The following is a 23,100-nucleotide window of genomic DNA, read 5'->3' on the forward strand; positions in this document are numbered from 1 at the left end:
TCATGAAGTAAAACCTAATTTAAAAACAATTTCAGAAAGACACATTTCAAGATTTAATTTAGTAGAAGAGATTTTGAGTAATTACAACATTAAATTTAGGATTTATGACCAAAACAATCTTCTTTCAAAACAAGATAGTCTTTTTTTAAAAATAAGTTATCAACGGGCTAACTATCAAAATATAAATAAATCTGATTTAGATGAAGCTAAAAAATCATTAAAAATAATAAATTTAAGAATAGAGAAGATTTATATTATTTAATGAAGAATAATAATTTAGATCCAATCATTGCTGATTATTTTATTTTTTATAAAAAGATTTTAGGAGTTTAATTATGAAAAATAAATTTAACATAAATATTGGTGACCGAATTTTATACTTAAATGAGCAATTTGAAATATGTCATATAGATAATGATGTAATTCGCTATGCGAATTTCATTAATGGGAATATGTATATGATTACAAGAGAGGATTTAACCCAAAAAATCTTAAATGGAGATGTAAAATTAACAAGCTTGAGTATCCCACACGTTCACAAAAATAAAGCTCTGACAATAGAGGAAATTTTTAAGTATCTCAACTACGTTTTTTCTAACAAAATTCCATGTTCAATCAATCATTTAAATACTGCGATTATAAATTTAATCAATGAAAATCCCAATCTTAGAAAAATATCTGCAAGCACTTTGGCAAGGTATATAAAGACCTATCGAAATAACTCAGATTCATTTCATGGTTTTTATAACGTCACTGGTGGAAACAAAAGTTTAAGATTTCCGATTGAAGTAGAAAAAATTATTAACGAGGTCATTTCAGATTTCATCAAAGAAAGAGAAAGTTTCAGTCCAAAAGATGCACATTTAATTATTAAAAGTCGAATATTATCCATTAATCCAAATGCTAAAATACCAAGTGAACGAACGATATATCGGCGTTTTGAGAGAATCGACCCTTATATTTTAGCTAAGAATAAAAATGGATCAAAAGAAGCAAACAAACAATTCAAGGCATCAGGCCAGAGCTTAATATCTCCGGGTTTACTCGCAATTGTTGAAATTGATACGCATGAGATTGATTGCATCATCTTAGATCAAAATGGAAATGTACTTGGCAGACCAGAGCTATGCATTGCGATAGATGTCTATACACGAGCTATAGTAGGTTGGCACTTGTGTATGCTACCTCCATCAGCTACAAAAACATTGCTAACGCTTAAAAATATGTTGATGAGACCACATCTCGGAAAAACAGGAGGTCTTCCAACAGTAATAATTCCTGATAATGGTTGTGAGTTTAATAATAATGCTTTGGCTAATTTCTGTAATAACTTCAATATTACAAAATCAGAATCCCAGCCATACTGTCCTGATAATAAAGCTCATATTGAAAGTTTTTTTAGATCATTAAATCAAAGCATTATCCATAAACTTAAAGGTACTACGTACTCGTCACCAATCCATCGGGGAGATTATGATTCTGTAGGAAATGCCTGTTATACACTAGCTACAATAAGAGAATTAGTGAATGAATGGATCGAGAATATTTATCACAAAAGAGTTCACTCTGGCACACAACAGCGTCCGGAAAAAATGTGGGAAGATGCCTCAAGAATTTTTCCAGTACTAACAGTTCCTGAGCTAGAAATTGAAAGAAAATGTCGGACAGTATTTCGTTATAAAATAAACAAGGGGCAAATAAATTTAAAAGGTCTACGTTATAAATCTCATGCTCTTGCAACTTTAAATGATCGGTTTAAGGACAAAGTTACCATCTATGTTAACCAACTGGACCTAAGCTCAATTTATGTACAAGATCCATTTAATCAATATAATTTAATCCAAGCTGATTCAATATTTCCAAATGCAACTAAAGATTTAACTTTAGCCGAATGGCTAGAAGCAAAGGAAATATTACGGGAAAAGTATAAGTCTAATCCTGAGGAGATTAAAAATGAGGAGACATTATATCTTGCACGTTTAAATTTTTTACTAAAAATACAATCAGTTAACAGAAAAATAAAACGTTTTAGTCAAGTGAAAAATGACTTACCAACAATGATTGAAAGCTTTGAGAATCATTTAAATTTAGCAAGATTAAGAAATGAAGAAAAAGCTATCGGAGCGCAAAATAATTCAGAAATAACTTCTAATCTTACTTATGACAATTTACCTCCAGATTTAACAGAATTTTTTTATGAGGAGGTTAATTTCGATGAATAAAAATATTAAAACTCTCTCTAAATTACGAAAATTCGTTTGTCATCATTCTGATTTCTCAAATGCTTTAACTGGTATTAATGAATGTATGCAAATGAGTTACATGGATAATCAGCCAATTGGCTCCTTATTACTCGGTGCTGGAGGGGTAGGTAAATCTACAATATGTAAGCTTATTAAAAGCCGATACAAACCCTATAAATGTATTGAAGATAACTTTGAAAAGTTAATAGTACCTGCTTTTTACTTTCCTATACCGTCACCAATCACTATTAAAAGTCTAACAATTCGAATGCTTGAAGAGCTTGGATGTAAAGATCATAGAGGTACAAGTGAGCAGCTAAATTATCGATTACGTATTCTCTTAAAAGAATGCAAGACACAACTTATTATGCTTGATGAGTTTCATCATATTTATAGCTCTAGTGCCCAAAAGAATAAATCATCTGAAAATGTAGCTAACTGGATTAAGACATTAGCTGATGAAACAAAAATATCTATATGTTTAGTAGGGTTGCCTACTATTCAAGATAATTTGTTTATTGACAGTCAACTAGCACGTAGATTCTCTTGTGTTTTACAGCTCAACCCTTTGACTTTAAATATAAACGATCAATCTGGGACACTTATTCCCTTTTTGAAACAAACCTCTTTATATATATCAAAGAACTTTAACCTTACGTTTGATCCAGAAATTTTCTCAAGAGATATAGCCAAGCGCATATTTTTAGCTACTAGTGGATATCAAGCCTATGTTATGCAGCTTATACATCAAAGTTGCCTAAGTGCGATGAACAACAACCGTATAGTTGTTTCAATGAGCGACTTTCATACAGCTTATGCTTTAAAAAGTATCTTGTATAAACCTCAGACTAAGAAAGATATTTTCCGACTTAGCTCTTCTCAAATTACTGAAATCCTAATTTAAAATTATGAAAAAACTATCTCTTTCCCATACTCCAATTCAATTCTCTGATGAATTCATAGGTAGCTTTTTACTAAGAGCATCTTACGCTAATGGTTATGAATCACCTAAAAAAATGTTGAATAGTGCCGGCATTCCTGTTTATACGTCATCTTATGAATCAATATTTACGGATGAAACTAAATTTAAAAAAGTCATTGTGCATCTAGGGCTTTCAAATGACTTAGTAGATCTTGTATTAAGAAAGTCGCCTCCAACATTTCAAAATTTTTTCTGGACTAACACTCAAGTAATCCAAACTAGATTAGTTAAGATTAGTCTTAATAAATTTTGCTCGTCATGCTTAAAAGATAACGGCTATTGGAAGAAAAATTGGTTATTGAACCCCTTAACAGTATGTCTAGAACACAATATAGATTTGACAACTAATTGTCCGAAGTGCCTTGATCAACTAACCATTGATCGCAGATCATTATATGAATGTCCTAATTGCAATTTCGATCTTCGAACTCACACAAGTACTCCTGCTACCATTAATGATGTTAAAACTAATAATTGGTTTTTAGAAAATCTCACTTTGAATGATGAGGATTTTTTAACAATATTTTTTGATATATGGATTGCACTGCTAGAATATTTTTCAAATTTAGGTATTCAGATGAATAAATCTTATATTTTAAATTTATGCTATATTTTCTTCAATAATGAAGATTTTTTTATAACATCGCTTATTAAGGAAATAGAAAAAAATTTAGTTTATGCTCACCCCCGCATACAACTCCTCCCATTTCTTAAAAAAGCATCTAGATTTAAAGTCATATTAGATATAATTCTACCTAAATTTTATAAATATAAAAAAAGTTCATCAATTAAAATTAGTAAAATTTTTAATAAAAATGAAGTTATTAAAATATTAGATATTAGCTTCATATCATTTAACAAGAGACTAAAATCTGGAATTTTATTTAAAAATGAATTAATAAGAAATGATCAAGTTAATTTTAAATATGAAATCATAGAGGACTGGATAATAAATGATAAAAGCAACATAAATGAAACTTACAAATATTATCATCCACAATATCTCAAGGATGAATCAGAAAATTATTATGATGTTAATAAAATTTCTCAAATACTAGGTATTAATATCGCTACAACTCGCCAATTCCTAAAAATCCCAGATATTCCTACAACAAAAAAATATCTGAATTATCATACTAAATTATGTCTTGATAAAAATTTTTTGATTGACTTTAATAATAAGTATATTTTTTTAAGTGTACTAGCCTCAAACTTAGATGTTCCTTTAACCACACTTAAAGATAAACTTTCTAGCATAAAAATAAATCCTATTTTTAACGAAAAAATTTACCCTGCCTACTATTTAAGAAATGATATTGCTCATTTAAATAAATCAATGATTAACAATATAGTAAAATTCAAAAACAATCGTGGAAGAAAAAAGAAAGGAGAAAAATCATCTATCGTAAATAGTTTATTTTTAGGAATAAATGAAGCATCTAAAATTTTAAAAATATCACCACAGCAAGTTGCTCAATTAATTCTACATCAGTGGCTTAAAGTAAAAGATCAAAATGAACGCCCACACCAAATATATAAAAAAAGTATTGATAGTTTAATACAACAAATACTAGACCCTACATTTGTGGATCTAGACGAAGTGCTTCAAACCCTCAACTGCACATTCGATCAACTACAGAAAAATTGGATAATGACTGGTTATCTAGATGAAAGACATATTGGATATTGGCGTTCATTTCAGAGGAAGCAGTTCAACTACGTAATTGAAATTCGTAAAGAATTTTTTACTGCTGCTGAGGCTAATGATTTCCTTGGGATGCATCGCACACATATTACTAATTTAGTAACTCAAGGATTAATAAAGGCTTATTTATACGGTAATAAAAATTATTTCATTAGATTATTCAAAAAGTGTGATGTTGAAAAATTATTACAAGCAGGTTATGGTAATCAACATATTAATGACTTATAAGTAGTGCCAATAAACAGTTAACTTGTATTTCAAAGAAGCTGACTTAATTTTTTTAAAATCATAATTATGAATGTCATCGATCAACTATTTTTTTTCTTATCTTTACGAGGCTTTGTAAAGTCTCGTAAAGAATCACATCATCCTTCACCAATTTGGTCAAATAAAAATAATATTAGTTATGATGATGCTTTACGCTTAGATATCTTAAGTGATTTATCGACTAATAAAGATCCTAGAAACTTCTATCAATCTAACAACTTAAAAAGTGAAGATTTTATTACCCTACGACAGTCTTTAAAAGATTTATTTTTGTTTAAAACTATAAATGAATTTCTCGAAATTCAAGATATTACAGGTCTTTGTGCTAGTCGAAGCGACATCAAAAATCGTATTTCGATGGAAGATCTTGTTGAACAAGACTGTCTTGAATATTTCAAAATAGATGAAGAACATTTCCGGAAAAATTTAAACCACTCTGATATTAATATAATTCATGATCCTAATACTCTTGATCATTTTTTCTTATGCGGCTGGAATCCCACCCTCTACTTAGTGAATGGTCAAGGTGGATCTCATCATTTTGCATCAATGCGTTATATCGCTGCTAAGTTAAATATCCTATTCTATTTAACAGGTACTCTTAAGCTGATTTATCTTAATAAGTATGCTGTATCAAACTTTAATAATCACTACAAAGCTTACCTATTGAGTCCCAACGATCAATCTAAAATACGGGAAATTGTTGATATTTATAATCTTCCCTGCCTTTTTTTCTTTAATTCAAAAAATCTTCCTCAAAATTACTGCCTATTATTTTTCAAAAAAGTACATTGGAAATTATTCAGTTTTCAAGAAAATGCCCTAAATACTGTATTGAATAGTTTTAATACTGAGCTAGAAATGCATTTAGCTGCACAACAAAAAAATTATGTATTTCAAAATATTATAAAAGATAAACTAATTCAGGAGATTAATGATGCTCACGAAAATATTTGTACCAATTAATAATCACTATGGATACTTAAAGAAGCTTGAATGTTTCAAGTTGGAAACGCAATTTTCCCAAAACTATATCTCACCTCGTCCCTCAGAAATGGTATCAATTAATCACAAAAGAGCAGTCTGGAATATTAATTTGGGCAATACTAAAACATGTCGTATGCGTAATGAATTCGGATGTATTGATGATAAATTTTATATAGTTCATGTAGATGCATTGAAATTTTACTACTACTGGTTAGTTTCATCTATTTATCTAGATGATCAACATCGGTCCAATCATTGTATTTTAAGAAAGGATATGCCAAATGATTATAAATTCAAACATGCTATTGATGGTTTTTCTATAAGTGAACACAATCCTGTTCCTCTTGCATTTGTTTCGGCTCGATTCGAATGCGGTAATCCTTATATTGGTTTTATAAATGGGGTTACACGTACAATGTGGTTGTTAGCGAATGCTGCAAAGTCATTCCCTATTGAAGTTCATGATAAAGAATCTGCAACACATCTGTATGAATTTGCAGGAGTTGGAGAACCTCCAATAACTTATCAAGAATTAAGAAATAAATTCAATGTAAACGTACCTTATTAGGAAAGTAGTGGGTTTTTAAAGAACCTCTATCATGAAACTTGAATAGCTTTTTAGATTAATGTATCAAAAGATCTTAACTTATATCGCGAGGATTTAAGAATAGTCTTAACTTATGCGACAAAGTAAAGCTGAGATCTTGTGTCAATAAAATTTATAAACTATTGGTTTTATTTAATAATTAAATCTTAAATTATCCGTCATTTAACGTTAAAAAATCCCGCTCCTGTAGCGGGATTTTTTTATATACAATTCAGTGTAATTCAATGCATAAAAAAATCTGACCAATCATAGTAATAATCATATAAAAACAGGCATGCAAATATGCTATTATCCATATGAAATTAAAAATAATTTAAAAATTAAACACAAAGAAAGAGGACAAAAATGAAAGGGGTTATTTTAGATTATTCTATCCAGCATAATGCTGGTGTGATTAGTGGGGATGATCAAAATCGCTATAACTTTAAAGGTTCTGACTGGCGTGGTCAGCGTCCCCCGGCAAGCGGAGACAAAGTAGATTTTGCAATTGATACTGAAGGACAAGCGATTGATGTATATCTAGCAATTGGGAATGCAAACAGTACTATTCAAAATTTATCAGTTCACTTAGACAAGATTTCCAATCAAAATCAGTATGAAGAAAATTTCAATATAGTTGATTGGTTTGTAAAATGTCTAAAAAACTATGCAAATTTCACGGGTCGTGCACGTCGTAAAGAGTTTTGGTTCTTTGCCCTCACCCAATTTATTATATTAATTATTGCTCAAATTCTTGATGCAATACTTGGTTCTGAATTCTTATTTTATGTGCTAACTGTTCTTGCTTTATTTATACCAGCCCTTGCCGTATCTATACGCCGATTACATGATATTGGTAAATCTGGTTGGTGGTATTTAATTGGCTTAGTACCCTTAATTGGATTTATTCTACTGATTATTTGGTTTGCCACTGAAACAAAACAGAATAATAATGAATGGGGACAACCTGCTAAATAAAGCAGACAAAAAAAGGGCGATATCGCCCTTTTTCAATCATCATTTAGCCATATTTTCGGGCAAAATCTTCTTCTGAAGTACATAAATAAATAATAAACTCAATAAATGCGACAATCGCTGGGATAAATGTCCAGCAGAAAATCAGATAGACAATTCCCCAGCCTATACGACCTAAATAAAATTTATGAACACCAAATCCACCTAAGAAAAGTGCAAGCAGTGCCGCAACAATTCGATTTTTTTGCCCGACTTGATTGGTAAAGGGATTAGGAGCCGATACTAAATAAACGTCTTTGGCTTGTCCCTGCCCTAACACCTCAAAATCTACACGTTGTCCACGTGCTGGTAGCGCTTGGCCTCTCCATTCACTACCAGTAAATTGATAACGATTCTGATCATCCCCACTAATAATACCGGTATTATGCTGCACTGAATAATCTAAAATAGATCCTTGCATTATTATCTCTTTTTACGTGTTATTTACATGTTAAATTATAAGCATTCCACTATAGAAAAAATACTATATTTCAAATGACTATTGAAATAAAAAGATTTTCTACTTACTTCTTCTCTACTTTAATTAAATATTATGAATAAAAAAACCGCCATTAATGGCGGTTTTTTTATTGAATGATTATTAAATTATTTCATCTTTTCAACGATTTGTTCAGCTTTCTTCAAATGTGCAGCAACCGCAGTACGGGTTTGCGTCAGCATATTCTTTAACTCTATATTTTTAGCATTTGGAATCAACTGCTTGTCGAGCATTGTCACCACTTTACGATGGACTTCAACTTGACTCATCATATAGTCCTTATCTGTTACGGATGACTGACTCAGTTTGGCCACCACCTTATCACTATCATTTTGCAATCCAGTACTGAGAGTGCTGGTTTGTGGCGTTAAATTTAAACGATTTGCCAAGGCTTGAGCTTTTTTCTCATTTGCTGAATGATCATTAATCATCATTTGGGCATACTTGCGGGCTTCATCTGTCTTCAGTTTAGGCAGGGCTGTTTTTGCCTGCTTAATCTCACCGTTGTTCGCTGTACTTAATACCTTAATCACCTGACTGTCAGTTAAAGTCACACGACTGTCATTCGACACTTGGGAATGCTGTTGAGCAGTATTCTTAGATTGTTGATTCATTGCCATAGTTTGGCCTGCAGCAAAAACCAATACACCACTGACTGCAGCACACTGAATCATCTTCTTCATTAAAATAGCTTTCATAATGGCATCCTTTTAAGGTTTTATTGATTAATTTTGCCTTTATAAAATAGGTGAATTAGATTAAAAACAGTGTAATGTTTGAGTTGTTTTTTTAAGCAATATATAAAGCGTTTATTAAGTTAAGCAAAGACTGTTAGTGATTAGTTTATTTATTTCAGGTCAGTAAAAAATGGACTTATTAAAATAATCAATATGCGAATGGCAAGTTTTATATATTTTGACCCAGATTTCAAAATATACCAATCACCTGTCGTTTTTTTATTTTCTAGACACATAAAAATAAAGTAACTTTTAATGCTTTGAATTAAAATACTTTTGTCATACTCACCCCCGCACTCCAATGACGCCCTTCTGCCGGTTCATAGAAACGACCATTACTTTCATTGACGATGACTGAACCCGAATAGTCTTTATCCAACAGATTGTCCACCCGTGCAAAAGTATTCACTGCCCAATCCTGCATTTTCCAGTGATAGCCAACATTCGCACCTGTAACGCTATAGCTTGGCGCGTATCCGGCATTGGTATCATTGACATAAATCCGGTCTGAATAACGCACATCAAGGCCAGCCCTTAAACCATTTTCAGGCTTCCAGCCCAGACTTAAAAATGCCTGATTTTTGGCAATACCCGGAATATAATTTCCTTCCGCAATCGCAGCAACCGTACCAATAGCTGGAATATCTGCATCAAAAGTGGCATCAATATAGCTGTAGCTGGCTTGTGCAGTCAGATCTTGCCACAGGTTTTTGTTCCAGGAGAGCTCTACACCTTCTCTTAAGGTTTTATCTGCATTACGGAAGGTAGCGCGCCCACCCTCATTTCCCGCAGAAACAATATCATTTTCGGTTCTGGTCTGAAAGGCGGCTACGGTGAAATCCCCCCAAGCATTGGCAGATTTCAAACCCACTTCATAGCTTTCACTTTCTGCTGCTTTTAAACTCAAGCTGCGGTTCTCAGCAGTATTTGCCGGATAAGACATTTCGGTAAATGTGGGGGTTTCAAAACCTTGGGCATAACTAGCATAAGCCATCAATTCGGGTAAGAGCTGCCAGCTTAAAGCTAAAGAGGGCAATAACTTTTGATAATCGGTTTTACCGGAATTATCGCCATTGGAAAGGAATTTATCTTTAGATTTAAAATGCACATTGCTATAACGCAAACCAGCATCGAATGTCCCGTTTGGCAAGAATGTATAAGATGTTTGTAAATAAGGATCAAGATTCCACAAGCGATTGTCTTCATCTCGGCGTAGTTCACCTTTTACCCCCAAGGTATCACCGACAAAGTTTTGGTAGCCTTTGCGCTCTTCGCTCATGGCATCCACGGCAATACCAGCAATCAATTTAGTATTTGGCAAAATATCTTTACCTGTCCAGCGCAGGTCAGTGCCGTAGAAATGACGGTCAAAATCAATCACGCCACCGGCATGATTGACTCCACCTTGCGCTGTACGAGGAATCGACTGGTACTGGGTCACTGCCCGTTGTCCCCAATAGGCCATCCCGTAGAGTTCATGCTGATCATTGATCAGTTTATTCCAGGTTATCCCGGTTTGCAGCTGTTCAGTTTCCTTACGTGCATTATATAAAAGGACATTCTCAGCGACCTGTTTAGGATTGGCTTGCCACTGTTCGCGAGTTAAACCACCGGGATCATCCGCAGCAATTTTAACGTAATTATTAATCCAGTTAATTTTAGAGCCGTCCTCCAGATCCCAAGTCAGCTTGGCATTACTCAGGACTTTATGCGCACCGCTATGATCCCGAAAACCGTCAGTATCAAAATAGGATGAACTGATCATATAGCTCGGCTCATTGGCATTTTCTGAACCGCCCTGCAAAACCAGCTTGGTCTGACCTTTATGTTGACTGCCGGCAGAATGACCCAGTTCGATCGAATCAGCACCTTGCCCTTCCCGTGTGGTGGTTAAAATTGTCCCTCCGGAAGAATTACCATATAGCGATGAAAATGCACCGCCTAAAACTTCAATATGCTCCAGACTGTTCAAGTCAATATTCGAGGTTTGCCCCTGCCCATCCGGCATGGTCGCCGGAATTCCATCGACATATAAACGCACGCCGCGTACCCCAAAACTGGAACGTGCGCCAAAGCCACGCATTGAAATTTGCAAATCTTGGGCATAGTTTTCACGATTATTGAGCTGTAGCCCTGGAACACCCTTTAAGGTTTCCGAAAGATTCACATTCAGGCTGTTCTGTTGTTCCTGATTGAGATAATACACTGAAGCGGGTGTGCTTAAACGCTCCCGGTCAGTACGGGTCGCCTGCACAATAATCGGTGCAAGTTTTTGTACTTCTGTTACCGCATTTTCGGCATAAAGCATCTGAGTCAGACAAGCGATTAGACAGGATAATGCGATTTTTATAGGAAAATATTGAAGTCGATGCTGCATAATTTTTGGTTCCTGTTTTTCGATATGACTCAGAAAAATCTATATACTGCTGGAGCAAATCAGGTTATTTATTCTTTAAACCGGATTGATCTTTAATGACCCGTAAATTCAAATTTTCTTTATCAGAATATGAATAGAAATTTTCTTCTTAAGCCGCGTGATCAGGTGTTTTTTGACATCAAAGCAATTTATAAAAGTCTTTCTTTGAATTTTTCAATATTGTGCTGTATACATATTTCTCTAGCATTCTAGAGAGTTATAAAGATATTTATAAGCTTAGGAAACAAATCAACAGCATTTCTACAGAACCTTGTTCTGCTGTATTTTCTGAACAAACATAAATAACTTAGAATCTCAAATGAAGTGCAACAGAGATTAAATCATTGAAAGATGCAAGATGAGCTAGCATGCTGTTTCCGACTGACCAAAGTCAAAATTGCATCATGAATTACACTCATCTTACCAAAGAAGAAAAATATCAGATTTATATATTAGATCAGTTTATGTCTGCACCCTCGGGCAAATTCTTCGGTAAATGAAAAAGACAGGACTGAATCAGACAGTCTTCAGCATAACGTACAATTCCTGAGGCTCTGGGCTCTAAAATCCTATCATTCGTAGCAACGTGAAATAAAGTTTGGTATTCGCGCCAATAGTCAGACAAAAAATGACTTTATCTGAGTAGTCTACATCGAGTTAGAATGCGTTCCTTGCTGCTTAACCACTCGATGAAATCTCGCTAGCATTTACACTTTGGTTCCGAAAGCTTCTTGGAGTCGAGGTACTTCATCCGCAGATAATGCATGAATGCCAAGAAAATTAGAGTACAAATATCAATCAAAAAAGTAGTCGTTTTCTGGTTTATGAAAGCGATCTAGTTATTAACAAATTCAATTAAAAAACCCCTCAAAAAATAATTTTTTAAGGGGTTTAAAATAAATTTAACCACAAAAATAAATATTTATTTTAAATAATCTAACAAGTCATCAAAGTTTTCTATTTTATATTCAGGTTGTGCACGTTGTAATTCATTTGCACTGCCATAGCCATATGTAACTGCAATAGATTTGATTCCATTGCGGCGTGCACCCAAAATATCGTATTCACGGTCACCGACCATGATGCAGCCTTCGGCCTTTAAATGTTGCTGTTCTAAAATATACTGAATCAGCTCACCTTTATTGGTTCTATCACCATTGAGTTCGCTGCCATAAATTTCAGTAAAATACTGAGCCAGATCAAAATGCTCTAAAATCTGTTTGGCATAAACCGTCGGTTTTGCCGTAGCGACAAACAAACGATAACCACGGCGTTTCAGTTCTGCCAACGTTTCTGCCACACCCTCGAAAACGTGATTTTCATATAGGCCTTTCACTGCAAAACGTTCGCGATAAGCCATCAACGCCTGCTCAGCCAGAATATGATCGGTCTCGATATTTAAAAGTTTGGCCAGCGAGGCTTTTAAGGGAGGACCGATAATCCAGTCGATATTGATCTCATCGCTAATCGGATGACCCACCTTTTCCAGACCGTAACGCGCAGACGTGGTGATCCCCACTTTAGGATCAGTTAATGTCCCATCCAGATCAATTAAAATATTCTTAATCACAGCCCATCCCCTCTCATCAGCACCGATATAAATTAATATCGAGAGTTCATTCAAATTTGCCTATACTAATGTAATTTTAGTGAATGAAGGACATCATTTTGCGCCCTACCGTACTTTGCTTTTCCGGTTTAGACCCTTCAGGTGGAGCCGGTCTTCAGGCAGATATTGAAGCCATTGGTCAAAGTGGTGCACATGCAGCAATTGCCTGCACAGCCCTCACCATTCAAAATTCACAGCAGGTTTTTGGTTTTGAAGCGACATCTAAAGAGCTGCTGCTGGCTCAGGCCAATGCCGTGGTGAATGACCTGCCAATTCGCTGTATTAAATCTGGCATGTTAGGCACCACAGAGAATATCGCAGCACTGGCGGAGTTTTTGACTGCACATCCGGACTATCTGTATGTACTCGATCCGGTTCTGGTGGCAAATAGTGGCGGTTCATTGGGCAATCAGGCGACACTGGTCAAAGCATTTACCCAACTAATTCCATTGGCTACCCTTCTAACTCCGAATACGGTTGAACTGCGTGCTTTAACAGGTGAAGAAGACCTACAGCTGGCCACTCAAAAACTATTTGATATGGGTGCACAAGCAGTTCTGGTTAAAGGCGGTCATGAAGATACGCCGGATTATATTCAGAACAGTCTGTATATCGCGGGCAAGTTGATTAATGAGACCCGCTGTCCACGTCTGGAGGGTGAATATCATGGTTCGGGTTGTTCACTGGCCAGCTTTATCGCCGGGCGTCTGGCCATGGGTGATCAACTCAAAACGGCGGTACAGCATGCAGAAACCTGGTTGTTTGGGGTATTAAAAATTGCCGACATCCCTGTTCCGAATGGTCAGAGAATTCCAAAGCGCTTCTAAGATAATATTTTTTTAAATTAAAAAGCCTGAATGATTCAGGCTTTTTTTATAGCGTTTATTTTTATGCAGGATATGACTATTTAAGGGGAATGACTTTGCTCACATAAGTCGGCAAATTCCAGGCACCGCCAGCAAAGCCCTTGCATTGTACGGTTAGGCTACTGAAACTTTTGACAAATGCTTTATCATCCCATGCCCATTCGTCCTGACTCAGACAATCACCCAAACCACGTACTTTATGCCCGGAAAATATCTGGCCTTGGCTAAAGGTTTCTCCGGAGGTGGTCACCAGTTGTCTCGGTTGCTTGTTTTGATCTATCAGCCAAAAACCGCTGCCCATATTATAGGCTCCACGCCAGCAAGGGATCTGAATCAGCTGATTTTGAGCATTGATGGGATAAATCGTCATGACATCATCCGACATAAAATGTTGGCTAAACAGCAAATCACATTGATCTTCGTTAGTGGTTGCTTGCAGTTTCCGAATCATCTGCTGACCCGCCGCCGTATTCAGTTTCGCTTGAGTGATCTTGCCTGACTGATATTTGGGTATCACAATTTGCGGGATCGCTGCGGCTTTAAGCACCGCTTGACTGGATTTTTTTCTAGGCTTGATCAAGGCTGAGGGCGTAGAGAGGCGGCGCTGAAATTCATCCATCTTGAGCAAAACGGCACTGGCTCCGGCTGTTGACAAAGTCCAGCGTGATTGTGCATTCTTAAATATCACTGGATCCGTGCCTTGAACTGCTTTTAATAAGGCTTGTGTTTGTGTACGACTCAGTTGACCTATCCCTTGCTGATCTAAACGAATAACACCATAGGGCTTGCCCGCGATTTGTAACTGAAGCTGAGCTGTCGATGCTGCAGCTTGCAGGGGTAAAATTTGGACTTTTGCTTGTACCGCACTGGTCGTTCCTGCTGCGCGTGTTAATAAAACCGAAACTGGTCGATCAATCTCCTGATCCGACTGATAACCAGAAGCGCGGCAGGTACCGGTATTGTCGCAGGCCATTTCCCAATCTTTATGTGAAAAATGCAGCCCCTGAATAGCAGCAAGACTTAATGAGCTGATACTGGCCAGACCAAATGCGACACTCATTATTTTGATGCTGTATCTCCATTGTTGTTTCATCATTTAGTCCTTATTTAAAATGCTTGCCGAGGTGGCTGACTGCATCTCTTTACCATTCAGCAAAATCAGCACCATGAACAAAAACACAATCCCGATCATGGCCAGTGGATTCAGAATTGTATTCAGCTAATCCAGTGCGGCTTCTTCACTCGAAGGTTCCAGCCGACCACTTTGACATTCTGCACATTTGGATTCCTCGCTTCCTGCTTCGGGGTATCGATCGAATTTTCTAGCCTGTCAAAGGTCTGAATTGCACCGTCCCACATCCCGGCTCCCTGACGATAGTCTTTGAGTATATTCAGTTTTTGCTGAATGGTGTCCTGATAAAGCATGCCTGTAATCATTTACCAAGATATTGCACTTAATTTTTTAAGCTTATGACTTAACTGACGCTTTTGATCCTGCGCATCTTACGGGTTTCTAGCTGTACCGGTACTGAGGTATGTTGATGCAACAATTGCCATCGTCCCTGCTGCTTGCTGAGACACATACTGACCCGGCACCAACCCAACTGGAAAATTGGCTCAATTACCGCATAATTCACCCGAACATAGCCATCGACCAAGGCTAAATCAGTGCTCACATGAATATTGACATCTTGACGCTCTATCCGGATTCCTTCAGGGATAAAAGGCCGATATTGCAACCAGAGTGCCTGATAGGCATCTATGCCTTTTATTTCAGTACTGACATCGACCAGACGGATATCTGGCCGGCATAATTGAATAATATCCTGGATCTCCAGACTGCATATGGCATGGTCCCATTGCTGAAGAAATGCCATGACTTCCTGACTCAGTTGTTCATCCCCAAAAACCTGCATAAAGTCCCCCTCAATCAGGTATTCAGACCTGAAATCGGAATTAAAATTGTCCCCAATTTCTGGTCTTTTGCTTTTCTTATTTTGATTATGCTCAAGCACTATAATTGCTTGGCTATCCCCTTTGTGTTATTCACTGCAATTCATCTGAATATTATTTAAAACATTATTTTGATTTCAATCTTTAAGTTAAGTCCAAAACTTCATGCAATCTGCATAGACATACCACATTACAGCCCTATCAATCTTTATTTTTATTTAAATCAGGAATAGAGAGTTATCTGAACCCACTTTAAGACTTCTGCGGTATTATTGTAAATGATCAAAAATGTCATTTATAAAAAAAATATGTTTATATTTTAATAAGATGAAATGAATTTAGGAATAGTATTCATGTTCGTTCGTCTGATTTATTTTAGACTGAGCAATTGTAAAGAGTTTAAATACAACTCTTAAGCTGTCGCGATGCCACACAGCTAAAAGCCAGAATTTAAATCGTGACTTTGCTATAGGTCTGCTTTGGCATTTCAATAATTTCGACACAGAGCTGAATTTTTAATTCGGGCTGTGGAGCAATAGATTGCTGCATCACCTCAAGCACCAATGCAGAAATCGCCTGACGCACTTCGACACTACGTCCACTCAATAGTGAGACTTTGGCATGTGCATAGGCCTGATCTGTCTGTGGACTCAGTCCAATCACATAATCCTGCTGCATAATTGCACGACTTTTTAAATCATCGGGATCGGTGACATAGCCTGCATTGAACAATGCCTGATGCATGGCTAGCAAGAGCGGCTGAGTCTGGAGCAGATGTTGAAGATTGTCAGAATATTCCAGATGCAGATGTGGCATACGAGTGATCTCGAATCAAAAACGTGAGGATTGGGACTATATAAAAAATAAACGCTGAATTTTAGCAATGAGACGATTTATCCACCGTCTCATGTCCAGTTAAAATTCTAGTCTGATGCCAGATTTAAGCTTTCTTTACATATTCAGATTTTAGCTTCATCGGGCCCATTCCCTCGATTTTACAATCGATATCATGACCATCAGCAGCATCGGGCAATAGGCGGATACTTTTGACTTTAGTACCCACTTTCACCACTGAAGATGAACCTTTGATTTTCAGGTCTTTAATCACCGTCACGCTATCGCCGTCCGCCAGCACATTGCCATGAGCATCCTTAATGATCACTTGTTCTTCAGTAATTTCGCCTTCTTTCCACTCATGTGCACATTCAGGGCAGATCAGTAGATCGCCATCTGCATAGGTATATTCAGATTGGCATTTTGGACAGTTTGGCAGACCCATAAGAACCTCGAAAAAGAGAAAAATTAAATAAATGAAACAAATAAGATCACAGTATAGCATCTTTGCAGAGATGCGCTTTTGAACAGGAGTTTCGTTGAAGGTCAGCTCATAATCATCAAGCATTAATTATCCGGGATATGCGGATTCACCAGCAAGGAAAGTAGCTGGAATGATTCCTGCCAACTTAAGTGACATACCGCAGGCGGCACTAAATCCGGATAGCCAACCTGAATAATATGCAGGCCTGTACCGACTGAAACCTTTTCAAAGATCACAGTGACTTCTATTTCACCTTGCAGATCTGGCGTCGAAAACTGATCGGTATAACGCAGTAACTGATTGGGAATCACCTCATGATAAATCCCATGAAAATGGTGCTGGGTACCGGTGGAAAAATTGGTAAAGGTAGTTTTATAGCTGCCGCCGGGTTTGACTTCCGCATGTTCTACCTTGGCAATAAAACCATGTGGTGCCAACCATTTTGCCAGTGCATCCGGATGAACAAAAGCACGATACACCCGCTCCGGAGGTGCACTAAACACTCGATGCATTTTTAGGGTGTAACTCATTTTGCCTTGTCCCTTATTGTTATTATGTATTTTTATTGAGGGATATTGCCCTTCTCTTGTATAGACTGACCAGACCAAGCTGAGCATCCATAGAACTGATTTTACGCAATCCTCAATCTGGTATATATAATGACTATGTATCTGTATTAAAGTCCTGACATTCCGATATAACTAAATATAAAGGATAAAAAAACCCGGCAGCACCGGGGTTTTTTTATTTAAATACAGGCACAATCAGCTATTACGTAGACTGCTTTCTTCTTCATCCAGCTCATCATCATAGACATAGGCCATGCAGCCCCAACCATCATATTCACCCTGAAATTCTGCAGCGATTTTGCTGAACCACTGTTCCAGATCCACAATATCCTCGTAGGTTGGTTCCATATAGACATAAATCGTGATAATCCATTCCAGGGTCGCGCTTTCTTCATCCTGAAACAGGCTGATTTTTTGTTCTTCCTTTAAGAGATACAAGGCACAACGATCTGCCTGCTCTTCATCACTAAACACCAGCGAAAATTCGATTTCATGTGCTTCTTGCAGGTCGTCGCCATCCTGATGCATTTGCCACAGTACATTGCCATTTTCATCGTCAGGGAATTGATTGTAATCACGTGACATAGAAGTATCCTTATTATGATGCTGTTTTATTCTGCATCTAAGATTAGCTGATTTTTAGACAATTATCGAGATCCGGACAAAAAATATTATCTTTTAACCATAAATAAACATATGATTTTTATAAATATAAAAATTATCTGTCAAATGGGTATTTCTTAAATATTTACAGCCTATCACGTCCGGGAATATCGATCTTTCGCTAAAACCCTATTCGTTATCAGCTACCATCAAGACTTAGTGCGCTTGATGCCTATCAAAACTATACGGTCTCTGGATGCCGGCCTTCTTGCTTCATGTGCACAACCAGTGCAGCAAACTTGAATTCCTGCAAGCGTAGATTGAGATAGGATTCATGAATCATGGCCTGACTCAATTGTTGCCCGGTATGATTGAGCAGGACATACTCATCTCTTAAAGCTTGTAGCATCTGGCCAAGATTTTCTCTGTTTAATTGAGCAAGATATAAATCTGCCTTACTGTTAAAAGCCAGACTGAGCATGTCGATGGTACTTCTACGGCGCCTGTCGTCAATATAATTACAACTGGCGATCTGTTGTGTTGCTATAGCCTGCTGAATTTTTTCACGGACATCCAGCAAATGCCGAGCGGCATCTGTTTCGCTATAGCCTGCTATCAGCTGGTCTAATAATTGCGGCACAGGAAGATGCATCCCGTAGTGCCTGGTGTGTATTTTATGTTCTAAAGCCGTCAGCACTTCCTGCAAACGATGCTGTTGCCTGGCCTGTTCATAATAACCCTGCAAAGTTTTTCTGGCCTGCTGTTCAACTTCGACCAAGGCTTTTGCCTGAAACTGGGCGATATAATCTTTCACGCTTTTAATATAAGCCTTGAGATCGTCAATCATGATCGAAGCATCCAGCTTGGTGACTTCAACAAAGTTTTCGACCTGCAAGGTCCGGTTGATAATATATTGCTCGATATCACAGATATCCTGATATTTTTTAAATTTATTCAGTGCAATAGTTAAACCGCCATGCTGTACCCGCAATTGGGTCATGTCATAATTCAATTCATCGACCTGAGTTTCATAATCTGCCAATTTGCCGCGCGAATGATCCAGGTTTTCCTGTAAAGACCGGATATTGTGGCGTAATGAAGCCTGCACCTTCAAGCTCCAGAGCAATGCACATAATAAGATACTCGCGAGAACGAAGAGAGCCATACTAAGCATCGTTCTTTCCTTTAACCCCGGGCATTGCCCTAAAAAATAAAATTAAAAATTTATTATCAAGTAATGGTTGATTTTGCATCATTTTGACTAGCGAATCAAAGTCATTGATCGCTACCAAGCCATTCATTCATTTTATTTTTCTGTGAATTTTTTCTGTACATGCCACTAATGACCGAGTGATTTCCACTTCTAATCCAATCTATTCCAAAACAGGTGATCATCTTGTTTTTATATCAAAGGATATAATTTGACAGTTTCAACCCAGTCAAAGAGAAATTAAAAAATCATTAAAAATAAAGATATTAAGCTTAGAAGAAGAGATAAAAACAATAAAGATTATTTAAGCGGATTATTCAGACAGGCAACGAACATTAAAATCCATGTTCTACCGCGGCAGTGGATCAGGCCATGTATAAGCATCCGGATTCAACCAAAAACTATTGAAAAATCATTAACATTCAGCGTGTGAGTTGAAATAAATTCTCACACTTTCATTGGAACAGCTTGATTTAAGGCTCTGATCTGCATCATATTTATATTTTATAACAAGTATGCACTTAGTTGGATCTGACTATTAAACAAGATTCAATCAGAAAGGCACTGCGACTTCAATCGCAACCGGCACACCACTCAGCGGCTGGGTAAAAGCCAGATAACTGGCATGCAAGGCCATACGTTTTAAAGGACTGCGCTGTGGTTCTGGATGATAGATTTTGTCGCCAGTAATAGGATGACCCAGATGCAGCATGTGTACCCGCAACTGATGCGAACGTCCGGTAATTGGCGTGAGTAAAACCCGACTAATATCTTGCTGCGGCAAATACTCTATTGCCTGATATAAGGTTTTAGCAGCTTTGCCCAGTTCATAATGCACCATTTGACGCGGACGGTTTTCCCAGTCAGTTATCAAAGGCACTTCGACGCTGCCCTGGCCTTCAAGTTTGCCTTGTACCAGCGCCACATAATTTTTATGCACGCTGCGCGCCTGAAACATTTTACTCACTGCCACTTCTGCATCGCGGTGTTTGGCGAACATCAAGATACCCGAGGTGGCCATATCCAGACGATGGGTAATCTTAGCCTGCGGATATTGCTCTAAAACCCGTAAATAAGCACTGTCATGATGTTCAGGTAAACGCCCCGGCACCGACAATAATCCGGCCGGCTTTTCAATCACCAGCAGATCATCATCTTCATAAACAATCTGCAGCGGCTCTTGCGGCGGGCAATAAATAAAGTCGGGGTTAATCGGCATGTGGATGTAGGATCTGGGGCAATGCGCGCAAAATAACAAGCTGGATTTAGCCTGTCAATCACTGCGCAGAGCCAGATAAATTAATCTGCCAGATAATAATCGACCGTCGAGACCACGCGGACTTTCTTCAAATAAGGCGTATTGCTGTCACGATCTTCAATACTAAACAGGCCCTGATTGGCAGATTTGATTTTGCCCAGACTGCTTTTTGAATCGGCAGCAAATTTTTCTGCCACACTGCGGGCATTTTCGGTGGCTTGTTCAATCATCGCCGGCTTGATGTCATTCAGCTTGGTAAACAAATATTCGGTTCTTTGACCTGAATCATCTCCAGCAAAGGCAATGCCTTTTCTGCCCAAAGCCACCAGACGGCTTTGCGCCTTGCGGACTGCATCAATATTGTGGGTATAGACGGTAATGGTCTGGCTGGCGGTATAGCGCAGGGCGACATTGGCATCACCGCCATATTGCTGCGCGTATTTATCGGTAATACTCGGTGAGGCACTGGTGATCTCTTCGGCACTAAAGCCTTCATTTTTTAGAAAGTCTGAATTTCCTGGGTATTGCTTTGCATGGTGTCATACAACTCGGCCAGATCCTGACTACCAGCGTTAAAGCGGATCGGCCATACTGCTACATCAGCCTTGACTTCACGTTCCGACAAGCCTTTGACCGAAACAATACGTTCATACTGTTTAATTTTCAGGGCACTATTGCCTAGAATCCAGCCAGCAAGCATCATCCCTAAAGCAATCAAGGCACCCAAAATCAGTGCTGGTTTGACTTGATTCATCTGCATCCACTCCTTTGAAATCCTGTTTTAATTGTTATTTAACTGGACTAATCCAAAGCTATTTTTGTCATTGAAAGATTCAGTTCAGGATCGCGCTTAACTTTGTTTGATCAAATAGATTGCAATGAAAGGCGCCAGGTTAAACAGCAAAATTCCAATTTTATACAGCGCCATACCCGAATAATGAATCACATCGAAACTGGCTTCAGACAGCCGGAACCATTTTCCGTGTACTTGTTTCATCCAGTTTCGGGCAAATACAAAAACCGTGAACCAGAGCATAAGAATGACGTAATTGATGAGCAAGGAAAATAGCAAAAAACGACACCAAATATCGAGATTCATCACGATTCCCCACCGGGCAGCTGATGCTTTAAAAATAACAGTTTTGATCTGGGAAAATGAGAACTGATTTGTATCCTGCTCGAATAAATATTTTTCTTAAGTTTTTGATTTATTATTATTTTAATGCTTTCTTATGTTGCATTGCCGGAGAATTTTTTAGGGTGTTGGGAAAACGTTTAATGGTTTACTTCAACTATCAATCTTTGTAAGACTTGATCTTATAGCCTATAAACTTGTGGTCTATAGCGTCCTAAGCCGGATCGAGACCTTTTGGGTTCGTACTGCACTCGCGTTTTGCGCCGCTCACAGCATGCTACTCTTTCCGATCCCATCACACCCTTGAAAGCTATATTAGGCAAAAATGAACGGGATTAATTTCCTATGTTTTTTTAATTTTTAGATTTTTTGAAAATTTATTTCATTATTAATCTAATTTAAGGGAAATAAACCCTATCCTTCAATTTTTACGCTTTTTTCTTCGATAAAAATGGACTTTATTGCAATTTATCTTCAAGACATGATGACTATTTATTAAAACAAAGCAGCCTGAATCCATTGTGCACTAAACCACCAGATACTGATCGCCGACATCCCGCACAGCAGATTAGCCAGAACCTTATTGAGTCTCGTCAGTTGAGAATTATAGATTTTCAGATTTACCAAATATGCCATCACGCCGTAGAGCAAGCCAATCGCGCCCCCAAACAGGATCAGAATTAATGGCCATGCAGAATAAAAATGGGCTTTTTTGCTTAATTTGCCTGATTCTGGTGCGTAGTCTCTGATTTCCATATGCGCTTGCCCTCTTTCCAATATGTGCACATGCACTATTTCAAGGCAGATATTTAGCTGTTATTAAATATTTGCCGTCTCAGACTTGGATTGAAGCAAGAAGCAGACCAATTTTAGTGTACAAAGAGCTGACGGGTATGCTGGTTAATATAGGCATTTAGCCCATCGCCATATCGGGCAAGCTGTTTCATGTTCTCGACATGCTGATAACCGGCACTACTATAGCTGTAAGTATAGACTTTCGAGGTTTTCTTAAATTGCACACGAATAAACTCGTTACCAATCTCGTAATTGGCGACACCTGAGTCATGATTAAGATCAAGATAATGTTGCAATTAAGCTGCCCTAAACACTGTGAATCTAGGGTTTTAGATGGGGTTGTAATGG

At 37.4% G+C, this 23,100-nt stretch carries 23 protein-coding genes and 2 pseudogenes; 8 read left to right on the forward strand and 17 right to left on the reverse strand.

Annotation, left to right across the window (positions count from 1 at the left end; genetic code table 11):
• The 7 genes and pseudogenes from KT990_RS06335 to KT990_RS06365 form a co-directional block, all read left to right on the forward strand.
• A pseudogene (locus tag KT990_RS06335) lies at positions 1-262 on the forward strand (hypothetical protein); the annotation flags it as partial.
• Positions 263-335: 73 nt separating this feature from the next.
• Positions 336-2,222, forward strand: a complete 1,887-nt coding sequence (locus KT990_RS06340) for a Mu transposase C-terminal domain-containing protein (RefSeq protein WP_218209327.1) — start codon at positions 336-338, stop codon at positions 2,220-2,222.
• The gene (locus tag KT990_RS06345; RefSeq protein ID WP_228730820.1) at positions 2,215-3,147 is read left to right on the forward strand and encodes a TniB family NTP-binding protein; all 933 of its coding nucleotides are present in this window, start codon (positions 2,215-2,217) and stop codon (positions 3,145-3,147) included. Before KT990_RS06340 ends, KT990_RS06345 begins: the two co-directional genes overlap by 8 nt.
• Before the next feature lie 4 nt (positions 3,148-3,151).
• Positions 3,152-5,158 (forward strand): TniQ family protein, encoded by a 2,007-nt coding sequence (locus tag KT990_RS06350; RefSeq protein WP_218209328.1) that lies wholly within the window; start codon positions 3,152-3,154, stop codon positions 5,156-5,158.
• A gap of 66 nt (positions 5,159-5,224) precedes the next feature.
• Complete coding sequence (locus KT990_RS06355) at positions 5,225-6,163, forward strand: DUF6685 family protein (RefSeq protein ID WP_218209329.1); 939 nt, start codon at positions 5,225-5,227, stop codon at positions 6,161-6,163.
• Positions 6,135-6,752 carry a plasmid fertility inhibition factor family protein gene (locus KT990_RS06360; RefSeq protein WP_218209330.1) on the forward strand — a complete coding sequence of 206 codons (618 nt, stop codon included), beginning with the start codon at positions 6,135-6,137 and terminating at the stop codon, positions 6,750-6,752. Before KT990_RS06355 ends, KT990_RS06360 begins: the two co-directional genes overlap by 29 nt.
• Positions 6,753-7,136: 384 nt before the next feature.
• Positions 7,137-7,748, forward strand: coding sequence for a DUF805 domain-containing protein (locus KT990_RS06365; RefSeq protein ID WP_218209331.1), 612 nt, complete (start codon positions 7,137-7,139; stop codon positions 7,746-7,748).
• Positions 7,749-7,791: 43 nt separating this feature from the next.
• Here the strand turns inward: KT990_RS06365 and KT990_RS06370 are convergent, their stop codons facing one another.
• The 4 genes from KT990_RS06370 to KT990_RS06385 form a co-directional block, all read right to left on the reverse strand.
• Positions 7,792-8,205, reverse strand: a complete 414-nt coding sequence (locus tag KT990_RS06370; protein WP_218209332.1) for a TM2 domain-containing protein — start codon at positions 8,203-8,205, stop codon at positions 7,792-7,794.
• Positions 8,206-8,390: 185 nt separating this feature from the next.
• Positions 8,391-8,981 (reverse strand): DUF4142 domain-containing protein, encoded by a 591-nt coding sequence (locus KT990_RS06375; protein WP_005169595.1) that lies wholly within the window; start codon positions 8,979-8,981, stop codon positions 8,391-8,393.
• Between the two features lie 304 nt (positions 8,982-9,285).
• Positions 9,286-11,397 carry a TonB-dependent receptor gene (locus KT990_RS06380; protein WP_218209333.1) on the reverse strand — a complete coding sequence of 704 codons (2,112 nt, stop codon included), beginning with the start codon at positions 11,395-11,397 and terminating at the stop codon, positions 9,286-9,288.
• Positions 11,398-12,358: 961 nt separating this feature from the next.
• A complete protein-coding gene (locus KT990_RS06385) occupies positions 12,359-13,006 on the reverse strand; it encodes an HAD family hydrolase (protein ID WP_005169586.1) in 648 nt (215 codons plus the stop codon).
• Between the two features lie 98 nt (positions 13,007-13,104).
• Here KT990_RS06385 and KT990_RS06390 point away from each other — a divergent pair, with 98 nt between their 5' ends.
• Entirely contained in the window at positions 13,105-13,872 is a 768-nt protein-coding gene (locus KT990_RS06390) for a hydroxymethylpyrimidine/phosphomethylpyrimidine kinase (protein WP_100355901.1), read from the forward strand.
• A gap of 76 nt (positions 13,873-13,948) precedes the next feature.
• Here KT990_RS06390 and KT990_RS06395 read toward each other — a convergent pair whose 3' ends face one another.
• The 13 genes and pseudogenes from KT990_RS06395 to KT990_RS06455 all read right to left on the reverse strand — a co-directional run bounded on the left by KT990_RS06395 (position 13,949) and on the right by KT990_RS06455 (position 23,048).
• The gene (locus KT990_RS06395) at positions 13,949-15,004 is read right to left on the reverse strand and encodes a DUF1176 domain-containing protein (protein WP_218209334.1); all 1,056 of its coding nucleotides are present in this window, start codon (positions 15,002-15,004) and stop codon (positions 13,949-13,951) included.
• Positions 15,005-15,126: 122 nt separating this feature from the next.
• Positions 15,127-15,336 (reverse strand): hypothetical protein, encoded by a 210-nt coding sequence (locus KT990_RS06400; RefSeq protein ID WP_227523645.1) that lies wholly within the window; start codon positions 15,334-15,336, stop codon positions 15,127-15,129.
• Positions 15,337-15,386: 50 nt separating this feature from the next.
• Positions 15,387-15,827 (reverse strand): YybH family protein, encoded by a 441-nt coding sequence (locus KT990_RS06405; RefSeq protein WP_159138664.1) that lies wholly within the window; start codon positions 15,825-15,827, stop codon positions 15,387-15,389.
• 487 nt (positions 15,828-16,314) lie between these two features.
• The gene (locus tag KT990_RS06410) at positions 16,315-16,680 is read right to left on the reverse strand and encodes a 5-carboxymethyl-2-hydroxymuconate Delta-isomerase (RefSeq protein ID WP_005097963.1); all 366 of its coding nucleotides are present in this window, start codon (positions 16,678-16,680) and stop codon (positions 16,315-16,317) included.
• A gap of 124 nt (positions 16,681-16,804) precedes the next feature.
• On the reverse strand, positions 16,805-17,143 hold the full coding sequence (locus KT990_RS06415) for a zinc ribbon domain-containing protein YjdM (protein WP_005097964.1): 339 nt from the start codon (positions 17,141-17,143) through the stop codon (positions 16,805-16,807).
• A 122-nt stretch (positions 17,144-17,265) separates the two neighbouring features.
• Positions 17,266-17,712, reverse strand: coding sequence for an SRPBCC domain-containing protein (locus tag KT990_RS06420; RefSeq protein WP_005169565.1), 447 nt, complete (start codon positions 17,710-17,712; stop codon positions 17,266-17,268).
• 234 nt (positions 17,713-17,946) lie between these two features.
• Positions 17,947-18,336 (reverse strand): ribonuclease E inhibitor RraB, encoded by a 390-nt coding sequence (locus KT990_RS06425; RefSeq protein ID WP_005097967.1) that lies wholly within the window; start codon positions 18,334-18,336, stop codon positions 17,947-17,949.
• A 259-nt stretch (positions 18,337-18,595) separates the two neighbouring features.
• Entirely contained in the window at positions 18,596-19,528 is a 933-nt protein-coding gene (locus KT990_RS06430) for a DUF4041 domain-containing protein (protein ID WP_218209335.1), read from the reverse strand.
• A gap of 589 nt (positions 19,529-20,117) precedes the next feature.
• Positions 20,118-20,783 carry a pseudouridine synthase gene (locus tag KT990_RS06435; protein ID WP_218209336.1) on the reverse strand — a complete coding sequence of 222 codons (666 nt, stop codon included), beginning with the start codon at positions 20,781-20,783 and terminating at the stop codon, positions 20,118-20,120.
• 80 nt (positions 20,784-20,863) lie between these two features.
• Positions 20,864-21,576: pseudogene (locus tag KT990_RS06440) on the reverse strand (SIMPL domain-containing protein).
• A 96-nt stretch (positions 21,577-21,672) separates the two neighbouring features.
• Positions 21,673-21,921 carry a DUF6868 family protein gene (locus tag KT990_RS06445; RefSeq protein ID WP_218209337.1) on the reverse strand — a complete coding sequence of 83 codons (249 nt, stop codon included), beginning with the start codon at positions 21,919-21,921 and terminating at the stop codon, positions 21,673-21,675.
• 531 nt (positions 21,922-22,452) lie between these two features.
• Complete coding sequence (locus KT990_RS06450) at positions 22,453-22,713, reverse strand: hypothetical protein (RefSeq protein WP_218209338.1); 261 nt, start codon at positions 22,711-22,713, stop codon at positions 22,453-22,455.
• Positions 22,714-22,826: 113 nt separating this feature from the next.
• A complete protein-coding gene (locus tag KT990_RS06455) occupies positions 22,827-23,048 on the reverse strand; it encodes a hypothetical protein (RefSeq protein ID WP_005104128.1) in 222 nt (73 codons plus the stop codon).
• Positions 23,049-23,100: the final 52 nt, after the last annotated feature.

Source organism: Acinetobacter sp. F9 (assembly GCF_019195275.1).
Taxonomy (GTDB): Bacteria; Pseudomonadota; Gammaproteobacteria; order Pseudomonadales; family Moraxellaceae; genus Acinetobacter; species Acinetobacter pseudolwoffii.